This is a genomic window from Enterobacter sp. PTB (genome assembly GCF_051130085.1).
GTDB lineage: Bacteria > Pseudomonadota > Gammaproteobacteria > Enterobacterales > Enterobacteriaceae > Enterobacter > Enterobacter ludwigii.
Genome location: NZ_JBDKEE010000001.1, coordinates 1 through 25,905 on the forward strand (window position 1 = coordinate 1; position 25,905 = coordinate 25,905).

The following is a 25,905-nucleotide window of genomic DNA, read 5'->3' on the forward strand; positions in this document are numbered from 1 at the left end:
CCGTGCCAAGCAGGGTCAGCGTCAGGGCGAACGACTCGGACATCGCCTCGCGACCCGTCAGTTTCCAGAACAGAAGCCCCTCCACCGGGAGCTGAACGGTAATTCGGTTGAGCATAACTTTATTCCATATGGCTTATGCGATGCAAAGACTCACGGCACTAAATGTGTCATGGTAATACTATGCAGTGTCAGATTGGTTATTTAGCGCGAACTGTTTTGATTATATATATGAGAGAGCCAATCTTTAATATTTCCGATAATATAAATAAAGCAATATTAATGGAAATAACGCTCAATCCTAAACCAGCGATCGCCATAGGGAAAAGTGTCACTGAGCAACTGAAGATGATAACGCGCAGCACTTCTTGTATAAGAGCAAAACCGACCGCATATCGATGTTTTGTGAAAAAAAACCAGGCAGAAAAAAGCAAGGAAACTGGCATGAGGAGATAAACAAGGTAAAAAGCACCTGTCACTATTCCGTTTACGCCACCTGCTATCAGCATAAAGATAATTACACCCGGATTTCCTCCGGTGGAAACCCACCATGACTCAAGTAAATGGTATGGACCAATCGAATAAAACACAATCCCGATGACATCCATAACACCCCAGAAATAGAAAATTTTATTTTTCGCGGTCATGTTCGCCCTAACCTTTACTTGACTGGTGCTGGCGGCCATTTACCACCATGTTGAATAAGCGTCTCTTTGATTTCAATTAGTTTTTTATATTCTTCACTGCCTTCTTCTGTTCTGTTCAGATAACGTTGAAGTTGATTACCCATCGTCCAGCCATTGATAGTCCTAATTTCAGGGTCAGTACCGCGTTTCAGCAAAAGGAGCACGTGATCGTAAGCGTGGTAATCCAGCGCGGCTACTAACAATGTACTACCCAGTGAGTCGGTAATATTAATATCCGCTCCGCCGTCAAGCATCGCCTTGAGTGTCTCGGTATTTTTCGCTTCGATACTTTCGAATATTATAGGCTCACCAAACGTTTTGTCTTTTGCATCTGGAGATAATCCGCCGTCCAGCATCGCCTTTATCCACACGTCGCTGTCCGCTTTTAATACTAATTCTGCAGGCGAACTTTTTCCCTGCGGCCTCGGCTGCAGCGGATCTGCGCCAGCCTTAATCAGAGTAGTGATAATTTTTAAATGTTCAGGCGTTTTTTTATCGTTAAGTGAATTCATCACCGCCCAAAACAACAGGGTCATGTCCTCTTTACCGGGTTTGTTTAAATCAGTTTTCGAAGCTAACTTTTTCACCTCATCGCCGTCACCATTCTCAATTGCGCGCGCTAATGTGAGCTGGTCACCATTAAAGTAATTATCTGGTTGTAAATCCATATTTTGCTTGCACCCCTGAACCATAAACATTAAACAAAGCGCTACCCAGCCAAAAATTAGTGATTTCACGCACGGCTCCTGATAATAGAGATATCCTCATCCTTCTGTTGTTCAATACAGTTTATCGCTTGATCTATTCCATGTCGGTCAAATGCACTCCCCATTCCACCAGGAAGGTCGTGAGCTATTCCGGCAGCATTGGGCATAATGGCAGAAATCTCTTCTTTCGCTATAAGTGCTGGCACGTGCCCTTTTACCATTTTAAAATCTTCCCAAACATTTACTTCCTGAGTCCTGGTCAGCAGTTCACCCTCGACGCGGTAAGCCTGAATGTTATCCGTGCTACCCAATATGCTTCCGCCATATTTCTCGACGGTACCGGAATTTAGGCCAGAAGCATTAAACGTCCATCCCGCCATACCACTTGCCATAGAGGTGGCTGATGCTAAACCTCCCCCAAGAGAGTGCCCCGCAATGTCTATTTTTTGACCTGATTTGGCGAGCTGCTCGCCCATACTTACGGCTCTTCGGTAATAATCCGACTCCAACCCAAGCCCCTGCGCACCGTTATTTTTCCAGTCAGTCATGTTCTTCATGGGGAAAAACTCTGGTTGCCTCGACCCTCTGAACACCAGCGTAGGGTTCATATCGCCACCAAAAACGTCAGGGTCAGGCTGATAGACGCGTGCCAGAAAATCAGGATCCTCACTCTTGTCATAAAGTGTTTTACTTTTAAGACCTAACTTCTTTAGCACCGATGCATCGTTGCTTATATCCTTCCAGCCCTCTGGCACCCCCGGCGTTGTCTCCAGCGGATTCACTGTCTTATAAACATTCTCAGCAAGCTTCGCTTTCTCCACCGCAATATTATTCGCCGCCAGTCGTTTAGCGGCGATCTGCGCATCCGGGTAAAGGCTGTTGCTGCCCTTCGCGATCAGATCCTTACGCGCCTGCCAGCGTTCCGCCTTGGTCATCTGCTGTAGCTGCGAAGCATAGGTTTTACCGTCTTTGCCCGGCGTGGCCTCATCCGGCACCTGTGCCGCTTTGGATTTCACCACCTGCTTCGGCAGTACCGTCGGCGCAGGACGGGCACCGTAGGTTCGCACCATGGTTTCGTAGCGATCGACGATTGTGCTTACCGGATACCAGCCCAGACCGGTAAGCGAGGCCGCCTGCAGTCGGCCATCGGCATTGATATAAAATATCTCCGTTACCGATGACCAGTTACGGAAACTCTCGTCGATGGCAACGATCCTGCCGATATCGAGATCCTGCACGATCAGCTTACGGGTATCGCGTCCTGACTGATAGGGATTCGCCCCGGTGATGGAATGCAGCAAATCGTAACGCGTAAACAGCGAGCGCAGCGAATTGTCGGGAACTGACATTATCCACTGCCCGGCTACGGACGGGCGGATAATTTTCGCGAAAAGCGCTGGCGAGACATTCTCGCTGAAAAGATAGACAAACTTGAGGTTATACATTCGCTCCGTCCTGTTACCAGTCCCTGCTTACCTTACTTACGGATTCACCAGCCAGGTGCCAGGCTTCGCAATATCCAGCGTCTGGGTACGCGTTTTCCCGTTGCCCTGCAGTTCAATTCTGGCCTCGCCCGCAGGTAGCTTGAGAGATGCATAACCGTTATTCGCCGGACGCAGTGTTTTTGGCTCACCGTTCACTTTCAGGGTCTCACCGTCAAGAATACGGATATAGACCAGTGCAACCGGGCTGGCATCCACCGGCGGGGTGGCCGGTTGCGCTGTCGCAGTCGGTGCAGTCTGTTCACTGGCTTTCGCCGTTTCCGGTTTCACTTCCGGCGCGTTCGATGCGGTTTCAACGGGGCGCGTCTCAGCGGGGGCCTGCGCCGCCTGCTCTGGCGCATCATGGTCGCCACCGCTAAACAGCATCGCTCCGGCGACGACGCCAACCAGCACGCCCGCAGCAACCATTGCCGGGATTTTGTACCGGTGCCAGTCCAGTGCAGAAGCCGGTGCCTCTTCCTCTACCGGTACCAGCATCGTGCCCGGTTTTTTCGCGCTCAGTACATCGTCGATACCCGCTACCGGCATCTCAATCAGCGCCGCGAATTCATCGATGGACTGCGGTCGGTCTTCCATGTGCAACGCCAGCGCCCGGTCGATGGCCTGCAGCAGCGAGAGGGAATAGCCCTGTGGCTGCAGTTCCACCAGCGGTTTGCAGGTGTCCTGGATTGAGCGCACCACGCTGACCGGCGGCGGTGAGCCGACAATCAGGGTACGCAGCACGGCGCCGAGAGCATAAATATCCGTCCACGGGCCCTGCTCGCTTTCGTTGTCGTCAGTGTACTGCTCGATTGGCGCAAAGCCCGGGCGCAGCATGGTTTCCGTCTCGTCAGAGAGATTACCAATGGTGCGGCGCGCTGAGCCGAAATCGAGCAGAACCGGCAGGCCGTTGTCCTGAATCTGGATGTTATCCAGAGAGATGTCGCGGTGCAGATAGCCTTCGTCATGAATTGTCTTAATGGCACCGAACAGCATGGGCAGCATACGACGGATCCAGGCTTCGTTAATCAGCTCCGGCTTTTGTTCGCGCAGACGGGAGAGCGTGGTACCGCTATAGAACAGCGTTCCCATATAGGCCGTATCGTTTTGCACCCAGAAACGCAGCACGTGAAGCAGGTTCGGGTGGTTGAAGCGCGCCAGCAGGCGGGCTTCCTGAATGAAGCTGTTCAGGCCGGCGGAAAACGCTTTGCCAAAACGTTCGCTGCGCAGTACCAGCGTCATATCGTCGCCGCGCACGGCGAGCGAGGCAGGCATGAATTCTTTGATAGCGATAGTGCGTTCGAGCTGATGATCCCACGCGCGATAGACGATGCCGAACCCGCCGCCGCCGATCACCTCTTTAATTTCAAACTCGTTGAAGCGATACCCGACCGGGAGCGCGTTTGGGACAGTCCGATTGTTATCATTATCCGTCATCTTTTACAGTTCTCTTGATGATTATTACGCGGCAAACTGACAGTGAAACTCGCCCTGCTCACAGGTGACGTGCAGACGTCGGTACTGCTCATCGCTGCGGCTGGCGGTAAGTAATATCTGGCTCATCTGAGGCAGCAAGGTGTTTGTCAGAATAGCGTCCACCATGCGGCCGCCAGACTCCACCTCGGTACAGCGCTGAACAATTTGTTCCACCACGCTGTCATCAAACTCGGAAATAATATTGTGATTCTCTTGCAGACGACGCTGAATGCGTTTGAGCTGCAGGCGGACAATCTGCCCCAGCATCTCGTCGCTCAGTGGATAATACGGCACCACCAGCAGACGGCCCAGCAGCGCCGGCGGGAAGACCTCCAGCAGCGGCTGACGCAACGCGCCGCTTAACGCCTCAGGCTCAGGCATCAGTTCCGGATCGGCACACATGGCGCTGATCAGATCGGTGCCGACGTTGGACGTCAGAATAATGATGGTGTTACGGAAATCAATATGGCGGCCCTCGCCATCTTCCATCCAGCCTTTATCGAAGACCTGGAAGAAGATTTCATGTACATCCGGGTGCGCTTTTTCAATTTCGTCCAGCAAGACCACGCTGTACGGGCGACGGCGAACGGCCTCGGTTAACACCCCGCCTTCACCATAACCCACGTATCCTGGAGGCGCACCTTTTAAGGTGGAAACGGTGTGGGCTTCCTGGAATTCACTCATGTTGATGGTGATAACGTTCTGCTCACCACCATAAAGCGACTCCGCCAGCGCCAGTGCGGTTTCCGTTTTCCCCACGCCGGACGGCCCACAGAGCATAAATACGCCAACAGGTTTGTTCGGATCGTCGAGTTTTGCCCGCGAGGTTTTCACGCGGCGGGCAATCAGATCCAGGCCGTGACGCTGGCCGATGACGCGCTGGTTGAGGGTATCAGCCAGGTTGAGCACCGCATCAATCTCGTTTTTCACCATCCGGCCCAGCGGGATACCGGTCCAGTCAGAGACCACCGCCGCCACCACGTTTTCATCCACCGCCGCAAACAGCAGCGGCTCGTCGCCCTGTAAAGCGTTGAGCGCCTGCTGCTGCGCGTTAAGCGCGCTGCGCAGTTCGCCGGTCTCGTCATCACCCGCGGCAAACAGCGCGGCACGCAGGCGGATGATTTCAGTCACAAGAGCACGTTCCTCTTCCCAGCGCTGGGTCAGGGCTTCGCGCTTTGTTTCGTATGTATCGCGCTCGGCGGTCAAGGCTGCGACGCGCTCCGGATCGCCGGCACCCACGCGCGCTTCGCGTCCGGCAATCTCGATCTCCACATCCAGGGCCGCGAGATGGCGCAGGCAATCTTCCAGCTGTGCCGGTGGCGCGCTCTGGCTGACCGCCACGCGGGCACAGGCAGTATCAAGCAGCGCAACGGCTTTATCCGGCAACTGGCGTGCCGGAATATAACGATGTGAAAGCTTGACCGCCGCGCTGACCGCTTCGTCGAGAAGCAGTACCTGGTGATGCGTCTCCAGCGGTGACACGGTGCTGCGCAGCATCAGAATCGCTTTGGCTTCGTCCGGCTCGTGAACCTGTACCGTCTGGAAACGACGGGTCAGCGCCGGGTCTTTCTCAATGTATTTTTTGTATTCCGCCCAGGTGGTGGCCCCGATGGTGCGCAGTTGCCCGCGCGCCAGAGCCGGCTTTAGCAGGTTAGCGGCATCACCGGTCCCCTGCTGACCGCCAGCGCCAATCAGGGTGTGGATCTCATCGATAAACAGAATGACTGGCGTAGCGCTGGACTGCACTTCATTAATCAGGGCCTGTAGACGCGCTTCGAACTCGCCTTTCATGCCTGCGCCAGCCTGCAGCATGCCGATATCCAGCAGCCAAAGCTGAATATTCTGCAGCGGTGCCGGCACGTCGCCTTCGGCGATACGCAGCGCCAGCCCTTCCACCACCGCCGTTTTTCCAACGCCAGCTTCCCCGGTCAGCAGCGGGTTATTCTGGCGACGGCGCATCAGAATATCGACCATCTGGCGGATCTCTTCATCGCGCCCGACAACCGGGTCAATCTTCCCTTCATGGGCGCGCGCGGTCAGGTCCTGACCATACTGGGCCAGCGTCCCCTGTGCGGCAGGCACCGTACCGGCTGGCGTATCCGCGGCAGCGGCCGCCTGCTGCGTCTCTTTGCTCTGAGCGCAAATCGCATCAAACTGCTCGATCAGCACGTCGACGTTAAGGCGGGTGAACTGCGCCGAGATGCTTTTCAGCACGTTAGCCAGATTCCAGGTTTTCAGGATGCCAATCAGTAAATGCCCGCCGCGAATACGGCTGACGCCATACTTCAGCGAGCCAAACACCCACGCGCGCTCCACGGCGCTGTCGATATGTTCTGACAGATCGGAAACAGAACTCGCGCCACGTGGCAGCGCATCCAGTGCGGCCACGATATCGCGCGTCAGCTGCTGTTCATCGAGAGCAAAATGACGTATCACCTGTTGCAGATCGCCATCCTGCTGCTGCATCAGCTGATGCAGCCAGTGCACCAGCTCAACATAGGGGTTGCCGCGCAGCTTGCAGAACGCGGTGGCGCTTTCCAGTGAGGTAAATAACAGCGTATCCAGTTTGCCGAAAAGCACGGCACGGCTGATTTCTGACATGTTCGGTTCCGTTGATAACAATGCGTGAGAAAAATTATCGCTCTGCGCGATACACCAGATCGCCACGTGGGACAGGCTGAGGCTGAAGGCCCAGCCAGGTGTTGTAACCTAACCGCCCGGCGCTACCGAGCGAGGCACCCTGCACCGCATCGGCGCGCAGAATAACCCGAGTTTCCCATTCAAATTCTACCCCTGCGTACTGGCGTACCCAGTCGAGCAGTTCAGTGACCCACGCTTCGCCTGGCAGGAAGCGGTTGTACTCTTCCGCGCTCAGTGGGCCGATTTCGATACGAAACTTGTGCTGGACGTCGCGCACCGCAACGCCGAGAAAAGCGGATTCCCCCATCCGCGGCAGACGACGCCCTTCACCCAACTGCGCCTGTTCCCGCGGCGAAAGCGGCATCCACTGCGCCACGTTCGTGACCAGTTTTACCGGGGCGTGAAAATAGTTGCGCAGGATCTTCTCCAGCCCTTCCGGATCCCGGGCGTGACGGGTCAGGTGTCCGGCGTGAGTAAAACGGGCATGTGCGCTCAGGCTGCCTTTGGTCATCTGCCCCGGCTGGCCCATGCCGATCAAGGATGCCAGGTACCCCTCAAAGCGTTTGTTGTCCGCGCGGTCAAGAGAGACGGCGGGCTGCGCATCAGCCCAGGCACGGTAAAACAACAGCGTCAGGCGATGATGGAACAGATCGGCAAACGCGCTCAGGCTGGTATCCTGATGATGATGAATACGCTCCCGGGCGTACTCTGTCATATGGACGGGCAGCGGGCCATTTGGACCAAACAGACCAAAGCTGAGGATAGACACCTCGTGCAGCCCGTTCTCTTCACGCTGGCGCACCTGCGCGAGGGTTGACGGCGCAAAGCTCATCGATGGCTGCTGACCGATACGTAACGGTTCAAATTTCGGCAGCGGCGCGCGCCCCAGCGGATAACGTTCACCGCCCTGGGCATCAATGCGTCTTAATAGCTGGAACAGATCGTAGCGCCACGGCGTCTCGCGAACGCCGCGCCAGAAAGCGTCCGGCAACGGCGTCAGGCGATGGACACGCAGCGGCGCGGAGGCGACTTCGCTCATAGTAGTGCCCTTTTCCCCATACGCGGTGCCCAGTAGCCAATCTCACCGCGCTGCTGACTCTTCAGCGTGAATTCAGTAAAGCTGTTGATGGACACCAGACGGGCAAACAGGCGTTCCAGCACGCTGCCGAAAAGCCAGGGGCTGGCGCCGGAAAACGCACGCTCATCCACCGTCAGAGTAATGCCGATCCCGCGCGCAAAGACCACCGGACCCGGCTCCGGGACGCGACGGTGAACCGGCTCCAGCACGCAGTGGCGAACGCCCTCAACCTGACGTGCAACCGGCGTCTCCGCCAGGTTAGCATACAGCCCCAACAGCTGACGCAGGGCGGCGGCGCCCTCTTCGTTTTCGCTGTCCATCAGGCTGAGATAGTTCATCTGCAGCTGGCTGATCAATCGCCAGGTGCTAAACCCTTCGGCCAGAGCCGGACGCGGCGGCGTTGGGCCTTTTCGCAGGGTCAGGGATTTCACCGGCATGGAATCGGCCATGATGAACTGTCCGAGCTCCTGCTGAAGCATCAGCGGCAGGTCGCGGCTGGTGCACAATACTTCCGCGGAGATATAGCGCAGATTTTCCTGCCAGGGTGCATGCTGTTCATCCACCAGCGAAACAAAGACTTCGGAGCCGATATAACCGGTTCGGGTGCCGTAGCGCAGGGCATGTTCAGAGAGCACTCGCTGCTCACGGCGCAGGGAAAAATAGGCGCCGTAGTTGCCCGCATCACCGCTCCAGGTGCTCCAGAAAGGTCGGAATGTCTGGTCATCACGCTGGCCGTCGGCACTGCCGAAGATTTTGTTTACCGCATAAATTTCATAATCCAGGGGACGGATGTTATCCACCACCAGATGATATTCATGCTGGCTCTCGCTCAGCTTCTGCCGCGCCGCCACTTTCGGGAAAAGGTTGATCACCGGCGTGCAATGCATCGCAAGATGGCTGGCATCAACCACCCGCTCCAGCTGCTCATCGCTTTTATCCAGCAGGATGAAAATATCGAACGCTTTTTCATTTTCACAGTGCTGGATAAGCTTGCCCAGACCGCTGAGGCTGATAAAGCGGAACCGTGCCGGAAACGCAAAGTATTCCTGCAGCAGACGATAGCCGTCAAAGTTGCGCAGGTCATCCGGAAGCAGCGCCTGGTCCGGCTCAAACCCTTCCTGTCGTAAGGCATCCGCAGAGAGCAGCTGTCGCTGCGGGTGCTTGCTGACGGTCTGGCAGACAATCCCGGCGTGGTGCTCCATGACCAGCTCAAGCAGCTTGAGCGCTTCAATATCCGGGCCGCTAAGGAAAAACTCCAGACGGTCAAAATCCAGATGCCCAAGATGCTGCGGGCCATCACAGGCAATGCGGATCCGTAACGCGCTGTTGCTCCCCCGCTGGCTCAGGCCCAGCTGCGCCAGCGGCAGATCGGCAGGCACACCGCCCAGCTCGACCTTATCGATTTTCAGCGGCAGCAGATTAACTTCATGCGCCGTGGTGTAGCTGCAGGTGACCCCGGTCTTTTTCAGCGCCAGGCTGTCCATCATGGTGCCGCGCGGCACCTTAAAACCGTTGCTCAGATCGCCACGCGTGCTGTCGGGCTGGATTTCAGCAATCGCCATTGAGGGGGTTGGCGCGAGATAGTTTGGCGCAATCATTTCCAGCAAACGCTGGGAGAAGCGCGGGAACTCCGCATCCATTTTCATTTGCACGCGGGAGGTCAGGAACGCGAACCCCTCCATCAGGCGTTCTGTATACGGGTCCGCCACTTCGATGCCGCGCATGCCCAGTCGACCCGCGACTTTGGGATAGCGCTCGGCAAATTCAGCGCCCATTTCACGCAGATAGGCCAGTTCACGGTTGTAATATTCGAGCAGTTTACTTTCCATGATCACCCCGCATCTTTCAGTTCAAAATGGCCGTTTTCCAGATCGACATCGGTGCGAAACAGAAACTCCAGCGGGTACGGCACACACCACAGACGCCCTTTTATCTCAATGGACAACACGTTGTGCAGATCCAGTGACGAGGTGTCTGACACGCAGCGGACCTGCAGTCCCTGCGGCAAAATACGCGGTTCAAAGTTAATGATGGCCTCGGTAAGCTTGCGCTGAATGTCGTGCCATTCAATGTCTGACATTCTTTTCCCGGCCAGCGGCGCGACGCCAAAATTAACCACCGAGCGGTTCACATGCGGCAACGCGCTCAGGTCACCGGATGCGTCATGGTTGATGGTGTTAAACAACCACTGCAGATCCCGCAGCACGTTGCGGCGCAGGGCGGCGTGGGTAATCAGATTACTGTTGGCGGACTCGCGTTTTTTTTCCGGATCGTTATCGGTGAGGCGATCCAGCAGCGAGGGCTGCATTTTATCGCGCGCCCCCACCTTCTCCTGCTTGCTGCGGGCTTGCCAGCCGCTGCGCAGCAGATCGCCTTCGCCAGCGGGATTACTCATGGGCTCCATCCGCAGCAAACGTCACCAGGTTCAACGACAGCAACGGGCTTTCGCTTTGCTCGCTAAGCCAGGCTTTCTGCCCCATGCCTTCATACAGCGTGCCGTCATTGTCGAGCGGCAGCCATTCGGTGGTGCGCGCGAGCTTAACCGCGTCAGACGCATCCGCTGCGAAAGGATAGCGCGCCGGGATCTGGCAAACCTGTTCGGTACCGTCCGTCAGGCGCACCAGCGCATGACGCCACACCAGGTCAGTCACGCTGGCAGGCGCCTGGAAACGGATCTCGGCGATGGCGTTAAACGGCAGCCAGAAATAACGGCCGTTGACGATGGTTTCACACACGGGCCCCAGACGAGCATCGCCGTCCATCAGCCATGCGAATGCCTGCGTCTCGTCATTCTCAAGCGTGATTTGACCCGCCGTTGCCTGCGCCTGCTCAAGGGCTTCCAGACGCAGCGCCTGAGCACGCTCTCCCGCGTCATTAAGCGCGGCGGCAAGCGTGGTAAGCCACGGCCACTGCGTTTCAGGCATGGCAGGACGAGCCTGCCCCGCCATCACCTGCGCGCGCTGCAGCTCACCCTGGATGGACTGCTCCAGCAGGGTAACGGTTGGTTTAGCCTGGGGCTTAAGTGCCAGCCAGCTTTTCAGCTGAGTCAGGGCACGCGTCCAGTTACCACTGAGGGTCAAAAACTGCACAAACGCGGCGCGGAGATCGGCATCGGCCGGACGGGCTTTGATCTCAGCTTCAAGACGCACCAGCGCGTCACTCAGCGATTCACCCGCCAGGTGTTGATAGAGCGTATTCATAGCCATTCCTTAGTTTGCCGCGCGCCAGGCGCCGACTGCCGGATCGCGCAGCTGAGGGCGCAGGGTGTCAATCAGGACGATATTGAGCGTTGTGCCAGGGGTAACCCAGGCGCCCCAGATTTTTTTCACCGCGGCGATACGCGCCTGCAGTTTTGCATCGTCGCTGGCGGTCTCACGTGAAATCTCCACGGCCACCGTGCCGTTGCTTTTCCAGCCGTTGAGGCTGCTGTCGTAAGGCAGGATCATCCAGCTCTGGTCGCTGTTGGAGGTGCTGAAAACCATGCGCTCTTTGTTGACGGAGGTGATCAGCGCGTTTTCCGGGTCGGCACTTTGATTCAGTCCCATGACCGGGAAGCCGTGAATGTAGGTCACCGGTATCTCTTTTTGTCCACCACTACGGGACTGGGAGATAACCGTGTGTCCACTCAGCCAGCTCCCGTTTCCGCAGCGGGTGGTGTCTGAATCCGGAATAAAGAGCGCCGGAGCAGACGAGCCCCCTTCCCAGAAGGTACGCAGATGGCAGCCGTCCTGAAGGGTAAATTCCTGCCACGGCGTGCGATCGGCAGCAACCGTGTGGGTTTCCGCGTTCTGGTCCGGCGGCAGCAACGCACCGCTGGCCGGAGTACTCACTGGCACAGTCTGCTGCTGTTTTACCACCAGCGCCCAGTCCTGCGCTTTGCCTGCTGTCCCCTGCGCCAGCGTCGTCCCGGACGGATCGTTCAGCGTCCAGCTCAGTTTACTGACTTTGCTGCACTGGTGTTCCAGCAGCGAGCCCAGACGCGGGACAAAGTTCTCCAGAACCGAAACGTCTTTGTTGCCGTTCGCCACGATACGCAGCGCAATCTCTGACTTACACCAGCTCTGTGGGGTGTTGTCTTTGATGTTATCAATCCAGATATCCAGCTTCTGCGCAGGAGACTGCACGATGCGGAAATTCTCAGCCTGCGCGGTGGACGCCACCGCCAGAAGTGCTAAACCCGATAGCCAAAGTTTCATATCGTTCCTTGTGTGTCTAATCAGTTCCGCAGGGAAGAAATTGTGCTGCGTCAGAAAGCGTATGCAGCAAAGTGGTGTCCTGAGGGTTGCCCATCCATACCGCCAGGGCGGTATAGTTATCCTGAGCATTCCCCTCCTGTTCGCCATTCTTTTGGATGATTTGGTTCATTAAGGTCAGCCACTCTTGTGGCGTGTTAACCATGTGCAGCGACTGTTTCATCTGTTCTTCGCTGACGCCGTGCCAGAAACCGTCCGTACAGAGTAGAAATGCATCTCCGTCTTCGACCTGCACCACATCGCTGTAGCTCGCTTCTGGCCCACCGTTTTCAATACCCAGCGCCAGATAGAGCAGATTGCTGTTGAGGTTATCGGTGTCGTGCCCTGCATCTTTCATCTGCTGAACCAGGCTGTGATCGGTGGTGACATGCCACAGCCAGCCCCGGCGAAACAGATACAGGCGGCTGTCCCCGGCATGTGCCCAGTAGGCCAGCCGGTAATCTCTGTCGATAAACAGACTGACCAGCGTGGTGCCCATCCGGCGATAATCCTGAACCGCCTGCTGTTCGCTGAGAATGGTGCGATTCGCCGTTTGCACATAGTCGCGAATATGCTGCGCGTTCAGGTGCTTGTCGCCATCGAAGCGGGAGATAATACTGTTGCGGGCCAGTTCAGCGGCCACCTCACCGCCCGGCAGACCAGCGATACCATCACAGACGACAAAGCAGGCTGAACGTTCCCCTATGGTTTCTCCCGTCTGATCCTGGTTGCTGGCGCGCGTCCCCTGGCGGGAGAGAGAAGCCGTTGCGATATTCATTTTTCTTCCGATCCGCTCTGTGAGTCTTTGTACTGATTTACCTCCATGTCATAAGCATGAAGGAAGGCTTCGCCAAACAGGGTGTGGAAGTCATCCTCAATCTCGCCTGCCGTTTCACCGTAGCTGCGGACAAAGTAGTCCCACAGTGCGGCTTTGCGGCTGCCCGGCAGCGCCAGTCGGGAGGTCATCCCGTTCTGCTTCGCCTGCTCTTCCAGCTGTTCCGGGTTGAAGGATTGCAGCATGGCGGCAATGATGGCGCGGATACCGGAGATCATACCCAGCTGATGCGCCTGCAGATCGATCAGCGCGTCACGCACAGATTTTGTCGGCGGCATAAAGCCCGGCATTGGCGTACCGAACATCTGGATCAGAACGGTTTTCCCGGTCGGCAACAGTTTGAACGGGTTGTTGGCATCATCAAGTACCATGGTCATATCGGCTTTTACGCCGCGCTTGAGAATGGAGCGCGAAGAAAGCAGCGCCACGGTGCCCTGAGAGAACATGCCCAGAATTTGCCCCAGCTGACGCATATTTTCGCGGTCAAACTGCGGGACGGGCTGCATTTCGCTGAGCCCCATCCCTTCCAGCAGTGCCTCAAGTAATTCGCCCTGCAGTACTTCACCCTTTTCGCCATTATGGGCTGCTGGCGACGCCGCGTTTTTGACCGGGTCAATACGCAAACGCCCTTTAGGTGCCTGGGCATTACTGCGCGCCACGGCCTGCGGGGTTGGCATGGTGAAGCCGGCATAATCCGGTCGCGCCGGCTCTTCTTCTTCCGCGCGCGGCGGCACCTGCGGCTCAGGAGCAAACAGCGGAGAAGCGGCAAGGACGTCCTCTTCCTGTTCTGCTTCCGGCTCTGGCGTCAGTTCTGGCTCAACGACGGCCTCTGGCTTATCGCCGACAATCTCATCCGGATGGGTTAACGGTGCCCCGCCCATCAATCCGAGGGGGTCATCATTTCGTGCGGCAGGTGCGCTGGCATTACCGCCAAACAGTGCCAGCGGATCGAGTTCATCCGTCTGCTCTTCTTGTGGCTGTGCAGGTTTAGTTTCATTGGGCGGCACCAGCGTAGACGGGGTGACGTCGTCAAAAATGCTCTCTTTTTTGAACAATGCTTCGTCACTGAACAGCGTATCCGGATCCACGTTCTTACGCTCAAGCTTCGGATCGCTGTCATTGAACATCGCCAGCGGATCTTCAGCGTTACGCTCAGGTGCGACAGGCTGGGAGAACGGATCGTGCGACGCTGCCGGCTGCGGCTTCGCCCGAGAACTGGAAATGCTGTCGGAGATAGAGAACTCCTGCATCAGGCTATCCCAGATTTCCGACGGCACAGCAGTCGGTTCCGCCTTCCCGCGCGGGGCGGCGCTCGCAGGCTTTGGCTGCGGGGCTGCCGCAGGGGCCGCGGCTGGACGCGCCTGCTGCTGCATGGTCGCCGCCATGCGGCTGACTGGCTGCGTATCATGAATCAGTTCGGTCACTTCGATGCGGTAATCATCAATACCGAGAATGTCCCCATCCTGCAGCTCAACCTGGCGCCCGCGCTCAAGCGGAATGTCATTTAATACCACGCGGGTGACGCTGCCACGGTTAGTGACGCGGCATTCGCCCTGGGCGTCAACGTGAACAATGGCCTGCAAACGCGAGATGGTGCGGTCATTGTCCGGCAATACCAGATTGTTATCCGTACCGCGCCCAATGGTGCCGCCCGGGGCATAAAAATCACAGCTGCTCTGCGGCGGCTGATGACCGGGTTTTGTAGAAATAATCGTGAATCGCATGGCGTATTCCTGCTGGTATGATTAGCGCTCAAACGCTGCCGCTCTCGGGGCGAGAACGGCGGCGTTTGGGGGTTAAGGCAAAGAACATTTTAAGTAATTTATAAAAAAGTAAACATCCTTTGGAATGGCATGACTATTGCCCAGTAGCAACCAGCACAAATAACAATAACATTAAAATCACCACAAAAATCGTTAATTTGTGAAACGTTTCAATCCAGGGGAATCGAAATATTGATAATATACATGTTCCGGCTTCTGGGGTGATTTGCTTTTTATCATCTGGCTTAATCGGCTTGCACGCAATTATTCTTCTCATTAAAAAAACACGATGAGCAAAGCCAGGTAAACCAAGCTGGTTATAAAAAAGATAATCATTTATATCTAAGTACTGTTTACTACTTAGAAGGTGAAATGCTTTTGTAAGTTCTTGCGAGTACTTTCGATAAAAATAAATATACAACACCAAAGAAATAAACAACCCTAAGAATACTGATGAGAGCAAGATTAAGCGCATTAATTCAGACATTTACTTACCTCCCGAACAAGTCAATTTGCTAATCCCTTTGGCAAATCTAGCTACTCATTTTGAAGCTTTTATCCGTGCCGCGCCCAATGGAGCATAAAATCACAACCGCCCAGCAGCGACGTTTGGGTGTAAAGTTAATTAACACTCAGAATCAATTAATACCTTTCAAAATTAAAACATTAAAAAAGCCACCGTGAAAATAATCTTTTCGTTATGTGAAGAGAGCCAGACTATTTCAGAACCAGACGGAGTGCCATTATACTTATGGGAATCTTCTTTTCGTAGCAACCCAGTTTGCGTTAATGGCTGATAGACTCACGGAGTCTCACTTGAATGGTTTAGACAATCAATATATAAGAACTCATCACCAGAACAAAAAAAATTATAACGTGGAGAACATATTCGAACTCACATCATTCTTCACGTAATATTAAAATTATTCATTTGCCTGCAAGCTTCTACATGACCACCAAATGACTCTATTTTTGGGTGTTTAGCTTTCGAATTGCGTCGCTGTTGGTGATTAAGCTGCACTTCAACACCTGATAATGGCCCGGTTCGCTACCGCCTACCTTCTCTTTAAGTAAGGAAACAATAATGTTGTCCGCTTTTTCAAAATTCTCTGCAGGTAGATTGCTTGCTTCGAGCCATGCGGCAGCGCTGGCCTCTGCATCATCTTTTAAACTTTTACTGTCCGCAATCTTACTGATACAACGATTTTGCACCCAGTTTTCAAAAATTTGTTGTTGAGTAAAAGCACTGACATCAGGCAATGTTTGGGCATAAACAACGGTGGCATTTAATGCTAATGCGAGCAGTAATAAACGTTTCATTTCAGGCTCCAGAATGTTGCATTCGTAGGAATAAACGAACCATTGCCGGGTGATCCAAGGAAATGGCAATCATCAGAGCAAATATTTCCATTCCAGAGTGTTACATGTCCGGTTGCGTCACGCCACCCATGGCCGGTAAAGATAATAATGCCTTGCTTGCCTGAAAATTGTGCTGGTGTAGGAGAGGCGACTGACATATCTGCATGACCCAGAACAGTAGGAAGAAATGCAATCATATCTTTAACGCGGAACATATAGCGTTTTTTGTCATTTCCGGTCACTGTCGCGTATTTGCTATTAGACGGAATAGGTATACCACAATAATTCAAAACATAGCTCATACGAATGGGACAGGCATTTTTAAAAATACCAGCATCGATATTATGCTGAACTTTTCCACCCAATAATTTGCCAACCTGTTCCACATTAACGTTAACTTCTCTGAATCTGTTCCAGGCAGCACCAAAAGCAGGACGCATAGCAGACATTCTTCTTTCTCCACCCTAAGAAGGTCACGTAAAAGTGAGCCCTTTCGGGCCCACTATCATTACGCTTCTTTGTTTTCTTTGATGTTCCAGCCAGCGCTGCTTTCAGCACCTTTACCACCAGCAGTGGTCTGCTCCCAGTACTGCTGTTTCACTTTCGCAGCCTGGAATGCATAGGTCACACCAACGGTGTCGCCGTTGTCCGCACCGGTGTACTGAACAGAAGTTACCAGCACATCTTCCAGTGTGATGCGGGTATATTCAACTTGCTGACCACCCGCTTTGCACACGGACAGTTCAACTTTAGTCAGGTGCTTACCGCTTGCGCAGTGTTTGAGAATTGCTGTAGTGGATTTGTCGATCAGAGCGTTAACGTGCAGATCGTTAAAGTTAACTTTACCGGCACCGCCGCCGCCACCAACACTCATATTACCTGGCTGGGAAGCGCCCCAGGAGAAGGAGGTAATATCAGTCCAGCCGGTGTGGTTAGAATCTTTAGATTCGCCCGTAACACCCTCGACCTTCAGAAACATATCAATAGCCATAATATCTACTCTTCGTGGATGAACAATATTGCTTTCGAAAAAGCACTTATATGGCAAACAGGAAAGCATGGGGCTGAATAAAACCGTCCATATTTTACCTCTGCCTCATATCAAATGACCCGTGTCATTTGACAGTCTTGACATTCCCCCTGAATGAAAGGAAAGAATGTAAAGTCTTTACTACTGCGGATTATCCTGAAGCCAGGTACGGTCAGGATTACCGATAATTAATTGAGGTACAAGTTTATTAAGTTCGTCACTATGATAAAGACGTAGACAGTTTAACGTTACGCCTTTGACATCGGGTTTTATCTCAGAATGAAAGACATTGGTTGCGCCTTTATATTTATCAATAAGGGCATTAATTTTATCATTGCCATTTTCAATATCGAAAGGCATCCATTCCAGTAATGCACTACTGCTACGGGCTGCATCCAGAGAAAACTGGCTTTTATCATCTGAAACTTGTGCCAGACAGCGAGAAAAAACAACGTCTTTAACAACTTGCTTATAAGGCATTTTTTTGACAAACATCACCGGATCGTCAGTTGCATAAACAGAGGCGGAACTGGTGAGCAACAGTAGACTAGCAATTATTTTTTTCATGGCAACTCCCAAAAATTGGCTTTGGTCGTCGTGTAATTCGTCTCCGGTGCATTAAAATAACAATGATCCGAACAGGTTAAACCATTCCAGAATGTGGCATGACCTGCGGCGTCACTCCAGCCCTGTACCTCAAACAGAATTACGCCCTTTTTGTTGGCTAATTGTTGAACGGGTAAGGAAGGATAACTCACGACCATGTCAGGTTTACCCCACTGACGCGTCAACCAGGCAATAACATCCTTTACCCGATAGAAGTACCATTTATTATCAGCACCGGATACCGTGAGATTTGCAATACGCGGGACGGGATGCCCGGTATAGTTCAGAACATAACTCATGCGTACGGCACAACTATTTGACCACCCACCCTGATCTTGCGGTATTTCGAAGTTGTGCTTAACCTTGCCGCCGATAATTTGCTTAACTTTGCCGATAGAATCATTTGCATCGTAAATACGTGTTGCCGCCGCCCAGGCAGCAACAAACGAAGGTCTCGCGGTCATATTTCCTCTCACATTTCCATGCTATAAAGCAGGCGCCGGGTAAGGCCTCCCGGCGGCAATCATCATCACGCGTCTTTCGTCTTCAGTGACGGAAGTTTAGAAACCAGACGCAGAGAAACGGTCAGACCTTCCAGCTGGTAGTGTGGACGCAGGAAGAATTTCGCGGCGTAGTAGCCCGGGTTATCTTCAATTTCCTGCACCTGCACTTCGGCAGCCGCCAGCGGTTTACGGGACTTGGTCTCCTGTGAGGAGTTAGCCGGGTCGCCGTCCACATAGTTCATCACCCAGTCGTTCAGCCAGCGTTCCATCTCTTCACGTTCACGGAAGGAGCCAATTTTGTCGCGCACGATGCACTTCAGGTAGTGGGCAAAGCGGCAGCAGGCGAACAGGTACGGCAGACGGGATGCCAGACGCGCGTTAGCGGTCGCATCCGGGTCGTGGTACTCAGCCGGTTTCTGCAGAGACTGCGCGCCGATGAAGGCGGCAAAGTCAGAGTTTTTGCGGTGAACCAGCGGCATAAAGCCGTTCTTCGCCAGCTCGGCTTCACGACGGTCGCTGATGGCGATTTCGGTCGGGCATTTCATGTCCACGCCGCCGTCGTCGCTCGGGAAGGTATGACACGGCAGGTTTTCAACCGCCCCGCCGGACTCCACGCCGCGGATTGAGGTACACCAGCCGTACTCTTTAAAGGAGCGGTTGATATTGGCAGCCATGGCATACGCTGCGTTCGCCCAGGAGTAGCTGTTGTGGTTCGCGCCATCGGTCTGCTCTTCGAAATCGAAGCTGTCGACCGGGTTAGTGCGAATACCGTACGGCAGGCGCGACAGGAAGCGCGGCATCACCAGGCCAAGGTAGCGTGCATCTTCGGATTCACGCAGTGAACGCCACGCGGCATACTCGGTGTTCTGGAAGATTTTGGTCAGGTCGCGCGGGTTCGCGAGTTCCTGCCAGGACTCCATCTGCATCACGCCCGGTGCGGTACCGGTGATAAACGGACAGTGGGCCGCCGAGCCGATACGCGCCATCTCGCCCAGCAGTTCAACGTCCTGCGGACTGTGGTCGAAGTAGTAGTCGCCGACGATGCAGCCAAACGGCTCGCCACCAAACTGACCATACTCCTGCTCGTAGATTTTCTTGAAGATTGGGCTCTGGTCCCAGCCCACGCCCTTAAAGCGTTTCAGGGTACGACCCAGCTCCTGCTTGGAGATGCTCATAAAGCGGATCTTCAGCATCTCGTCGGTTTCAGTGTTGTTCACCAGGTAGCTCAAACCGCGCCAGGCGCTCTCCAGCTTCTGGAACTCTTCATGGTGAATAATCTGGTTCACCTGCTGAGACAGCTGCTCGTCGATACCGGCAATCAGGTTCTGAATGGTGCGGTAGGTGTCACTGGAGAAGGTAACGGTATTTTCCAGCGCCTGCTGCGCCAGCGTTTTTACCGCACTTTCCACCGCGGAGCGCGCCTGATCGGTTTTCGGGCGGAACTCTTTGTTCAGCAGCGCGCTGAATTCATCCTGGCTGAACGCCTGACCACTCTGCTGCTCGTGTTGTTGAGTCTGGTTGCTCATCGATTATTCCTCGCTACCTTTCGCACTTTCGTCATTTTTCGGCAACTGGCTCAGAGATTTGAGCAGCGTCGGATCCTGCAGAATTTTAGCGATCAGCTCTTCCGCGCCGTTTTTGCCATCCATATAGGTCAGCAGGTTGGAGAGTTGAGTACGTGCTTCCAGCAGCTTGTTCAACGGCTCAACCTTGCGGGCTACCGCGTCCGGCAGGAAGTCGTCCATGCTGTCGAAGGTCAGATCAACGTTGAGCTTACCTTCGCCGCTCAGCGTGTTATCCACCTGGAACGCCACGCGAGGTTTCAGCGCTTTCATGCGCTCGTCAAAGTTATCAATGTCGATTTCGAGGAATTTACGCTCATCGACTGCCGGCAGGTTTTCCACCGGTTTGCCGACCAGATCGGCCATGACGCCCATCACAAACGGCAGCTGAATTTTACGTTCTGCACCGTAGATCTCTACGTCGTACTCGATCTGCACGCGGGGGGCACGGTTACGTGCGATGAATTTCTGCCCACTGTTACTCATTGCCATGATGTTCTCCATCAAAGATGCGCGGTGAAGGTGAAACGGCAGGCTCCATGCCTGTCGTCATAATGCCAGGACGCGTTATTCGCGGCGTCCAAAGATGTTTTCCAGTTGGTTAACGCCGTCTGGCGCCAGGTCGCGAATAATGTCCATAAAGTTAAGTTCTGACAGCCGCTGCACCCGTTCAATCATCAACGGTGCGGGGTGGCTCGGTTCGTACTGCGCAAAATACTGTTTGGCTTTCTCCAGCATCAGCTGTGCATCGGCGCGGCTGGTGACCTGCACGCTGCGCCAGTCTGTAACCTGCTGAACGGGTTGTGCGACCGCCGGTTGAGGTTCAGCGCTGAGCTCAGCCTGTGCCTCCCGGTTGGGCAGCAGCTTGCTGATGTCGGTCACCTGACAGGCGCTGGCGACCAGCCCGACGGTTTTCAGCAGCTGTTCCATCTCCGGAACGCCACTTTCACCAAGATGGCCGGTGAGCAACTCACGAATGGCCAGCAGCCGTTCGTTAATCACTATCACCGCCGACGTGCCCGGCTGATCGCCGCGGGCCAGCTCGTCAATCAGTCTTGGACGGCCACCGGGGTAATCCGGACATTCGGTTTTACTGCCATCCAGCAGTGCCTGAGCGTCGCGAAGTGAAATTTCATCGCCATTTGATCGCAGCAGCGAGGCGTTACGCACGGCGACGGTCAGGTCAGACTTATCACTCAGCCCGGCCAGGGCGTTAATGCGGTAAAACGGGTCGGTTTCGCCATACTCTTCCAGCAGCGGATAGAGCGGCTCCCAGTAACGCGTGATCGCCTCCTGCACCAGTAACAGCCCGTCGGCGTAGCCCGCAAGGCCGCGGCGACGTGTCCATGCATGCGTTAACGCCAGCATGACGCGCAGATCTTTGGTGCGGCTCAGCAGGATGGTGGCGAATTTTTCCACCGTATTCCAGTCAGCAGGTTCTGCCGGAATGATGGTGTCGCCAAACTGCTGCTCTGCTTTGCCCTGGCTGGCCTGATTCATGAGCTGGAAATCAGCGTCATACTCCAGGTTTTCGCCGCAGGGCTTGTCGGGGCTTATTGGCGCGAGAAATTCTTCGATATTCATAAGATCCCTGCTTATTCAAACATAGGCGGATAGAGACCGTGACGGCCCGGGCGGGCGCCACCTGCCGGGTCGAACAGCAGCGTAAAGAGCTGCCCGGTGAAGTTCCCGCTGTGAACATGGGTGTAGAGCGGGTAGCCGTCGCAGCGGTTGGTCCACCAGTAGCTGGTCTGGCGAAGCGGGTCAAAGCACTCTGCTGCCTGAGGCCAGCCCAGCGTGCTCTGGCCGTCTTCGTCATAACCAATCACGTCGAGAATATCTGAGCGCTTTTGCGGCTCGACGGGCTGCGGTGCCGGAATGGACATCAGCATGTCATCGAGCTGTGAGGCAGAAAAACTGTTACGTACCGCATGCAGGCCCAGCCGGCCAATCTGCTGATACCAGCTTTCAGCCTGACTGAGCAGACGTGATGACCAGTCCGCGGGGGCAAAGCTGAGCTGAATGCAGACCGGATATTGTCGACCAACGCTGTCACGTCCCGGCAGCAGGCAGCCCATCTGAATCATCTGGCTGCCCAGCATCGGCGGTACGACAAAATTCCAGACCGGCGCTTTGTTAAACGGGCGCTCACCGCTGCGCTGCTCTTCCTGCTGCCAGGCCAGCAGGCCGACCTGGAACCAGTGTGACCACTGGCGTTGCAGGGTGTCAGGAAAGCGACGCTGCAAAAAATCTCCGGCGCTGGGCAGTTTGCCATACCAGCTGTAGCGGTTCATCGCAGGGGTATTCGTCATACGGCTGTCCTTGCGGTTATGGGCATGAGAAACGGGGAAGCTGGAACGGGTTACGAATACTGTTTGGCGCAAATTCCAGCGTAACCTGATGTCCGTCTACGTTGAAGGTCGCCTGGCGACTCAGACTTCCCGCCCCCGGGCTGGTACGCGCTTTATCGAAAAAGCGGTTCAGCGCCCAGGAACCGTTCGTCACCAGCGTAGCCGTGCTGCCGTTAGCCAGACCCAGCTGCATACGCACCTGGTTAGTCCCGCCCGGCCCCGGCCAGTTCATGATCTGCACAGCCTGTGGACCGTGGCTGTAGCGCAGCAGTTGACCGTCAACATCCAGCGTCAGGTTAAGGATCGTGTTATCCATTCTGACGGTGCGCACCGTCACTTTGTAAGATGGCGTGGTGGCACCGTTAGCAAAGAAAGCATCGCGAATGGACTGGGCCTGCTGGAACGGTCTCAGGAGACCTTCACTTCCCGGCAGCGTTTTTCCATCAATGCCCGGCATAAAGCGCCAGTTCGCCTGCGTGGTATCGACTTTATTGGTCAGGTTGTCACGAAAGAAGGTGTCCATCAGCCCGGTGCCTGGCGCAAACATGCGCGCGAGATCGTCCGGCGTGACCTCCGTACTGGCGCTGCGCACCAGCGGGTAACGGCCAGCGATTGCCTGACGGCAGAAACCACCGACTTCGACGTTAATCCGCTTACGCACGTTTTCGAGGTCGCGACGCTGGGTATCACTGCTGGCCCCCACCGCCATATTGCTGAACATGGTTTGCAGACCGCCCGGCAGACGACCGGCACTGGCCTGCAGACGGCTAATCGCCTCGCCTCCCGGAGCAGGCATGCCGCTGTTGGCCGCGTCCTGAACGGCAGTCAGGTAGCGGTAAAGTTCATCAACCTGCTTGAGAAAATCATCAAAGACGATGGTCTTCCCGCCTTTCTCCAGCGGCTGCGCCAGCTCAATCATTGGAGCATAGTGATCGGTTACCAGCTGTTCAGGTGCCTGAGTGACCACCGCGGCTTGCGTCGGGGCATTGTCATTATTACTGAATAACGCTTCGAGCGTGCGGGTGGCACGGTTGCTTTGCGCTTGCGCTTTACCGGCATCATCCGGGGCTGGCGCATTACGTGAAAGCGTCAGGACCTGGCTCAGGTTCAGCACCAGACGGCGCAGCGGCGAGTTTGCCCCGGAGAGCAGACGCGCGGTATTGATGCGCTGGGAGAGATCGGCGCTGTTATTAAGCTGAATGTCGGCGAGGAAGCGATCCCAGTTGGCGATAAAGTCGCGCATGTAGAGCTGGCGCACGGCGTTATCGATCTGCTGTTTATCTTCCTGGGCTGAGGTCGCCCCCAGCACCCACGCATCGTCTTCATGCAGAGCAGTGGTGACGCTGTCAATCTGGCCGTTGAAGCTTTTCCAGTAACCGTTCGGAGTATAAAGACCCGGTACGCCTTCACTCACCGGCTTGCCGCTTTTGCGTGAAAACACCAGCTCGCTCTGCGGACCGCCCAGGTCGGAGAGCGATACCGGTTTCAGGTTTTCATCATGCTCCAGCAGACGCTTCAGACGACCATACACCCGGGTGGAAAGCGGCTGCTGGTTGATTAGCGCCCTTTCACGCGCGACCAGGGATTCATCCTGCGCGTACGGCGAGGCCTGAATTTTCGGCTCAAGCAGCTGTGTCAGGTGCCACTCAAGCTGCTGAAGCTGCGCCTGAGTCACGTTCTGCGGCAGGTTGCGCTGCAGATTGAGCATTACCCAGGAGTGCAGGAATTTGCCGTCATAGTGCTTCGGCTGATAGAGCATCTGGTAGGCCTTCAGCGCTTCATAGCTGTATTCCACATCGCTGCCGTTATCGTTGCGCAGCCAGGTGGTGATATGCATCGCCACGGCAGGGAGCAGCATCTGGTCCAGCGCTTTCTGGTACAGAGACTGCGATGCATCGCTGACGTCATCCCCACGATAGAGCCCCATACGGCGTGAGACAGGCGGATCGTTAACATCAAACGCGTCACTTTTCGGCAGATCGACCAGGCCATTCAGCAAGGGCAGAAGGTCAAATAGATCGCGCTGAGGCTGATTCTGCAGCGCCTTGCTCTGCTGATCCAGCAGCGGCACTTTTGCGTCCACCTCTTCCAGATAAGCCTTGTTCCTGGCATAGCTGGTCAGCCACAGTCCACCGAGGATCACCAGCAGGGCCAGCAGCGCCGCATAGCCGGACCAAATGACGGCGCGGTTACGCAGTTCCCACCAGCGGTTTTCCCCGGCGATGCCAGCTTCCTGGAAAATGACGTTTTGCAGCAGGTTCTTGATGAAGAAGCTCTGCCCTTTCGCCCCCGGAATCGGAGCCTCTTTGCTGACGGAGTCCCAGCGATTTCCCTCTTCACCTTCCGGCAAGGAGAGCGCACGGTTAAGTTCGCCCATCACCCGGTCAAACGGCATACCTTCCTGGGTACCACTGGCGAAATAGATCCCGCGCGGGGAGAATTCGGTTTCAAAGTTAGAGCGGGCAAAGACCGTGCTCAGGTAGTCAGCCAGCAGCGGACGCAGTGCGGCAAACTCCTGCGGGAAGAGATACGCTTCCGCGCGCGCTTTTGCATCATGCTCCTGCAGCAGGGTTTCCGGCAGTCCGGCATCCAGGCGCTGCTGTAAGAGGGAAAATTCCTGCTGGAAGTTACCCATCAGGTCGTAATCAGCGTGTTTGGTTTGCTCCCACGGCAGCGTGAAGCCCCAGATCTGGTCGCGCTGCGCTTTGTCGTAATCGGCAAACCAGGCACGGAAGCCTTTAAGCAGGTCAGCTTTGGTCACCATGACATACACCGGGAAGCGAATACCCAGCTGCTCATGCAGCTCAGAGAGACGCTGGCGCAGGTTGACCGCCTGCTGGCGTGACGCTTCAGGCGAGAGCGTCAGCAGGTCAGAAATGCTGATGGTAATAATCACACCGTTGATCGGCTGGCGACGGCGATACTTACGCAGTAACCCCATAAACTCAAGCCATTCACCGGCGTCCTGAACCTGTTCGCTCTCCTGGGTGGTATAGCGACCCGCGGTGTCCAGCAGTACGGCCTCGTTGGTGAACCACCAGTCGCAGTTACGCGTGCCGCCGATCCCGCGCAGCGCGGTCTTACCGAAGCGGTCGGCCAGCGGGAATTGCAGCCCGGAGTTGACCAGCGCCGTGGTTTTACCGCTGCCCGGCGCGCCGATGATGACGTACCACGGCAGTTGATACAGATACTGTGTGCTAAAGCGCTGCGTCCACTGGGCACCCTGTCCCGCTTTGCTGAAGTGCGCTTTTTTCAGCATCTGTGCGGCTTCGTCAAAACGGCTGGCGAGGATCTGCTCCTCGTTGTTCAGTCGCTTCTGCGGATCCGCTGCTTCCGGGCTGGTGGTGTTCTCATTGAGTTTGTCCATCAGCTTGCGGTTCAGCCAGGCATTGTACAGCCGCGGCAGAATGTGGCCCTGCGCCCAGAGCAGATAAACCACCGCAATACTGATGATGCGGTTCTGTTCAGATTCGAGCGGTCGGGTGTCCACGATGGACAACAATGGGCCAATCATCCAGATAACCGCCGCAAGCGCAGTGACGCCCAGGAAGCTCCACAGAATGCGATTGGTCAAAATGGAAAGAAGAGTAGTCAGCATC

The 25,905-nt window shown here is 55.2% G+C and carries 23 protein-coding genes; all 23 read right to left on the reverse strand.

Annotated elements, in window-relative coordinates; translation table 11 throughout:
• Positions 1–197 precede the first annotated feature (197 nt).
• Positions 198–683, reverse strand: coding sequence for a hypothetical protein (locus AAIR21_RS00005; RefSeq protein WP_224212625.1), 486 nt, complete (start codon positions 681–683; stop codon positions 198–200).
• The gene (locus tag AAIR21_RS00010; protein ID WP_194372989.1) at positions 659–1,381 is read right to left on the reverse strand and encodes an ankyrin repeat domain-containing protein; all 723 of its coding nucleotides are present in this window, start codon (positions 1,379–1,381) and stop codon (positions 659–661) included. The genes AAIR21_RS00005 and AAIR21_RS00010 overlap by 25 nt, the downstream gene beginning before the upstream one ends.
• Before the next feature lie 35 nt (positions 1,382–1,416).
• The gene (locus AAIR21_RS00015; protein ID WP_020883471.1) at positions 1,417–2,835 is read right to left on the reverse strand and encodes a hypothetical protein; all 1,419 of its coding nucleotides are present in this window, start codon (positions 2,833–2,835) and stop codon (positions 1,417–1,419) included.
• A gap of 36 nt (positions 2,836–2,871) precedes the next feature.
• Positions 2,872–4,308 carry a serine/threonine protein kinase gene (locus tag AAIR21_RS00020; RefSeq protein ID WP_059305778.1) on the reverse strand — a complete coding sequence of 479 codons (1,437 nt, stop codon included), beginning with the start codon at positions 4,306–4,308 and terminating at the stop codon, positions 2,872–2,874.
• Positions 4,309–4,332: 24 nt separating this feature from the next.
• Positions 4,333–6,948, reverse strand: a complete 2,616-nt coding sequence (tssH, locus tag AAIR21_RS00025; protein ID WP_183516256.1) for a type VI secretion system ATPase TssH — start codon at positions 6,946–6,948, stop codon at positions 4,333–4,335.
• Positions 6,949–6,982: 34 nt separating this feature from the next.
• The gene (gene tssG / locus AAIR21_RS00030; RefSeq protein ID WP_183516255.1) at positions 6,983–8,026 is read right to left on the reverse strand and encodes a type VI secretion system baseplate subunit TssG; all 1,044 of its coding nucleotides are present in this window, start codon (positions 8,024–8,026) and stop codon (positions 6,983–6,985) included.
• Complete coding sequence (gene tssF, locus AAIR21_RS00035; protein WP_434679508.1) at positions 8,023–9,894, reverse strand: type VI secretion system baseplate subunit TssF; 1,872 nt, start codon at positions 9,892–9,894, stop codon at positions 8,023–8,025. The genes tssG and tssF overlap by 4 nt, the downstream gene beginning before the upstream one ends.
• Before the next feature lie 2 nt (positions 9,895–9,896).
• Complete coding sequence (tssE, locus tag AAIR21_RS00040) at positions 9,897–10,460, reverse strand: type VI secretion system baseplate subunit TssE (RefSeq protein ID WP_010432861.1); 564 nt, start codon at positions 10,458–10,460, stop codon at positions 9,897–9,899.
• Positions 10,453–11,265 carry a type VI secretion system accessory protein TagJ gene (locus AAIR21_RS00045; protein WP_041162721.1) on the reverse strand — a complete coding sequence of 271 codons (813 nt, stop codon included), beginning with the start codon at positions 11,263–11,265 and terminating at the stop codon, positions 10,453–10,455. The genes tssE and AAIR21_RS00045 overlap by 8 nt, the downstream gene beginning before the upstream one ends.
• Before the next feature lie 9 nt (positions 11,266–11,274).
• Positions 11,275–12,261 (reverse strand): hypothetical protein, encoded by a 987-nt coding sequence (locus AAIR21_RS00050; protein WP_183516254.1) that lies wholly within the window; start codon positions 12,259–12,261, stop codon positions 11,275–11,277.
• 16 nt (positions 12,262–12,277) lie between these two features.
• Positions 12,278–13,075 (reverse strand): PP2C family protein-serine/threonine phosphatase, encoded by a 798-nt coding sequence (locus tag AAIR21_RS00055; RefSeq protein ID WP_014170545.1) that lies wholly within the window; start codon positions 13,073–13,075, stop codon positions 12,278–12,280.
• Complete coding sequence (tagH, locus tag AAIR21_RS00060; RefSeq protein ID WP_183516253.1) at positions 13,072–14,856, reverse strand: type VI secretion system-associated FHA domain protein TagH; 1,785 nt, start codon at positions 14,854–14,856, stop codon at positions 13,072–13,074. The genes AAIR21_RS00055 and tagH overlap by 4 nt, the downstream gene beginning before the upstream one ends.
• Positions 14,857–14,989: 133 nt before the next feature.
• Positions 14,990–15,382, reverse strand: a complete 393-nt coding sequence (locus tag AAIR21_RS00065; protein WP_183516252.1) for a hypothetical protein — start codon at positions 15,380–15,382, stop codon at positions 14,990–14,992.
• A 479-nt stretch (positions 15,383–15,861) separates the two neighbouring features.
• A complete protein-coding gene (locus AAIR21_RS00070) occupies positions 15,862–16,215 on the reverse strand; it encodes a T6SS amidase immunity protein Tai4 family protein (protein WP_032678399.1) in 354 nt (117 codons plus the stop codon).
• Complete coding sequence (locus tag AAIR21_RS00075) at positions 16,212–16,703, reverse strand: type VI secretion system amidase effector protein Tae4 (RefSeq protein WP_020883461.1); 492 nt, start codon at positions 16,701–16,703, stop codon at positions 16,212–16,214. The genes AAIR21_RS00070 and AAIR21_RS00075 overlap by 4 nt, the downstream gene beginning before the upstream one ends.
• 59 nt (positions 16,704–16,762) lie before the next feature.
• The gene (locus tag AAIR21_RS00080; RefSeq protein ID WP_014884229.1) at positions 16,763–17,245 is read right to left on the reverse strand and encodes an Hcp family type VI secretion system effector; all 483 of its coding nucleotides are present in this window, start codon (positions 17,243–17,245) and stop codon (positions 16,763–16,765) included.
• A 180-nt stretch (positions 17,246–17,425) separates the two neighbouring features.
• Positions 17,426–17,851 carry a T6SS amidase immunity protein Tai4 family protein gene (locus AAIR21_RS00085; RefSeq protein WP_434679512.1) on the reverse strand — a complete coding sequence of 142 codons (426 nt, stop codon included), beginning with the start codon at positions 17,849–17,851 and terminating at the stop codon, positions 17,426–17,428.
• Positions 17,848–18,354, reverse strand: coding sequence for a type VI secretion system amidase effector protein Tae4 (locus AAIR21_RS00090; RefSeq protein ID WP_020883459.1), 507 nt, complete (start codon positions 18,352–18,354; stop codon positions 17,848–17,850). The genes AAIR21_RS00085 and AAIR21_RS00090 overlap by 4 nt, the downstream gene beginning before the upstream one ends.
• A 65-nt stretch (positions 18,355–18,419) precedes the next feature.
• Complete coding sequence (tssC, locus tag AAIR21_RS00095; protein ID WP_014170549.1) at positions 18,420–19,919, reverse strand: type VI secretion system contractile sheath large subunit; 1,500 nt, start codon at positions 19,917–19,919, stop codon at positions 18,420–18,422.
• Positions 19,920–19,922: 3 nt separating this feature from the next.
• The gene (gene tssB, locus AAIR21_RS00100) at positions 19,923–20,447 is read right to left on the reverse strand and encodes a type VI secretion system contractile sheath small subunit (protein WP_059312799.1); all 525 of its coding nucleotides are present in this window, start codon (positions 20,445–20,447) and stop codon (positions 19,923–19,925) included.
• A 75-nt stretch (positions 20,448–20,522) separates the two neighbouring features.
• Positions 20,523–21,539 (reverse strand): type VI secretion system protein TssA, encoded by a 1,017-nt coding sequence (gene tssA / locus AAIR21_RS00105; protein WP_121339487.1) that lies wholly within the window; start codon positions 21,537–21,539, stop codon positions 20,523–20,525.
• 11 nt (positions 21,540–21,550) lie between these two features.
• On the reverse strand, positions 21,551–22,267 hold the full coding sequence (gene tagF / locus AAIR21_RS00110; protein ID WP_020883457.1) for a type VI secretion system-associated protein TagF: 717 nt from the start codon (positions 22,265–22,267) through the stop codon (positions 21,551–21,553).
• A 16-nt stretch (positions 22,268–22,283) separates the two neighbouring features.
• Positions 22,284–25,904, reverse strand: coding sequence for a type VI secretion system membrane subunit TssM (tssM, locus tag AAIR21_RS00115; RefSeq protein WP_183516250.1), 3,621 nt, complete (start codon positions 25,902–25,904; stop codon positions 22,284–22,286).
• Position 25,905 lies beyond the last annotated feature (1 nt).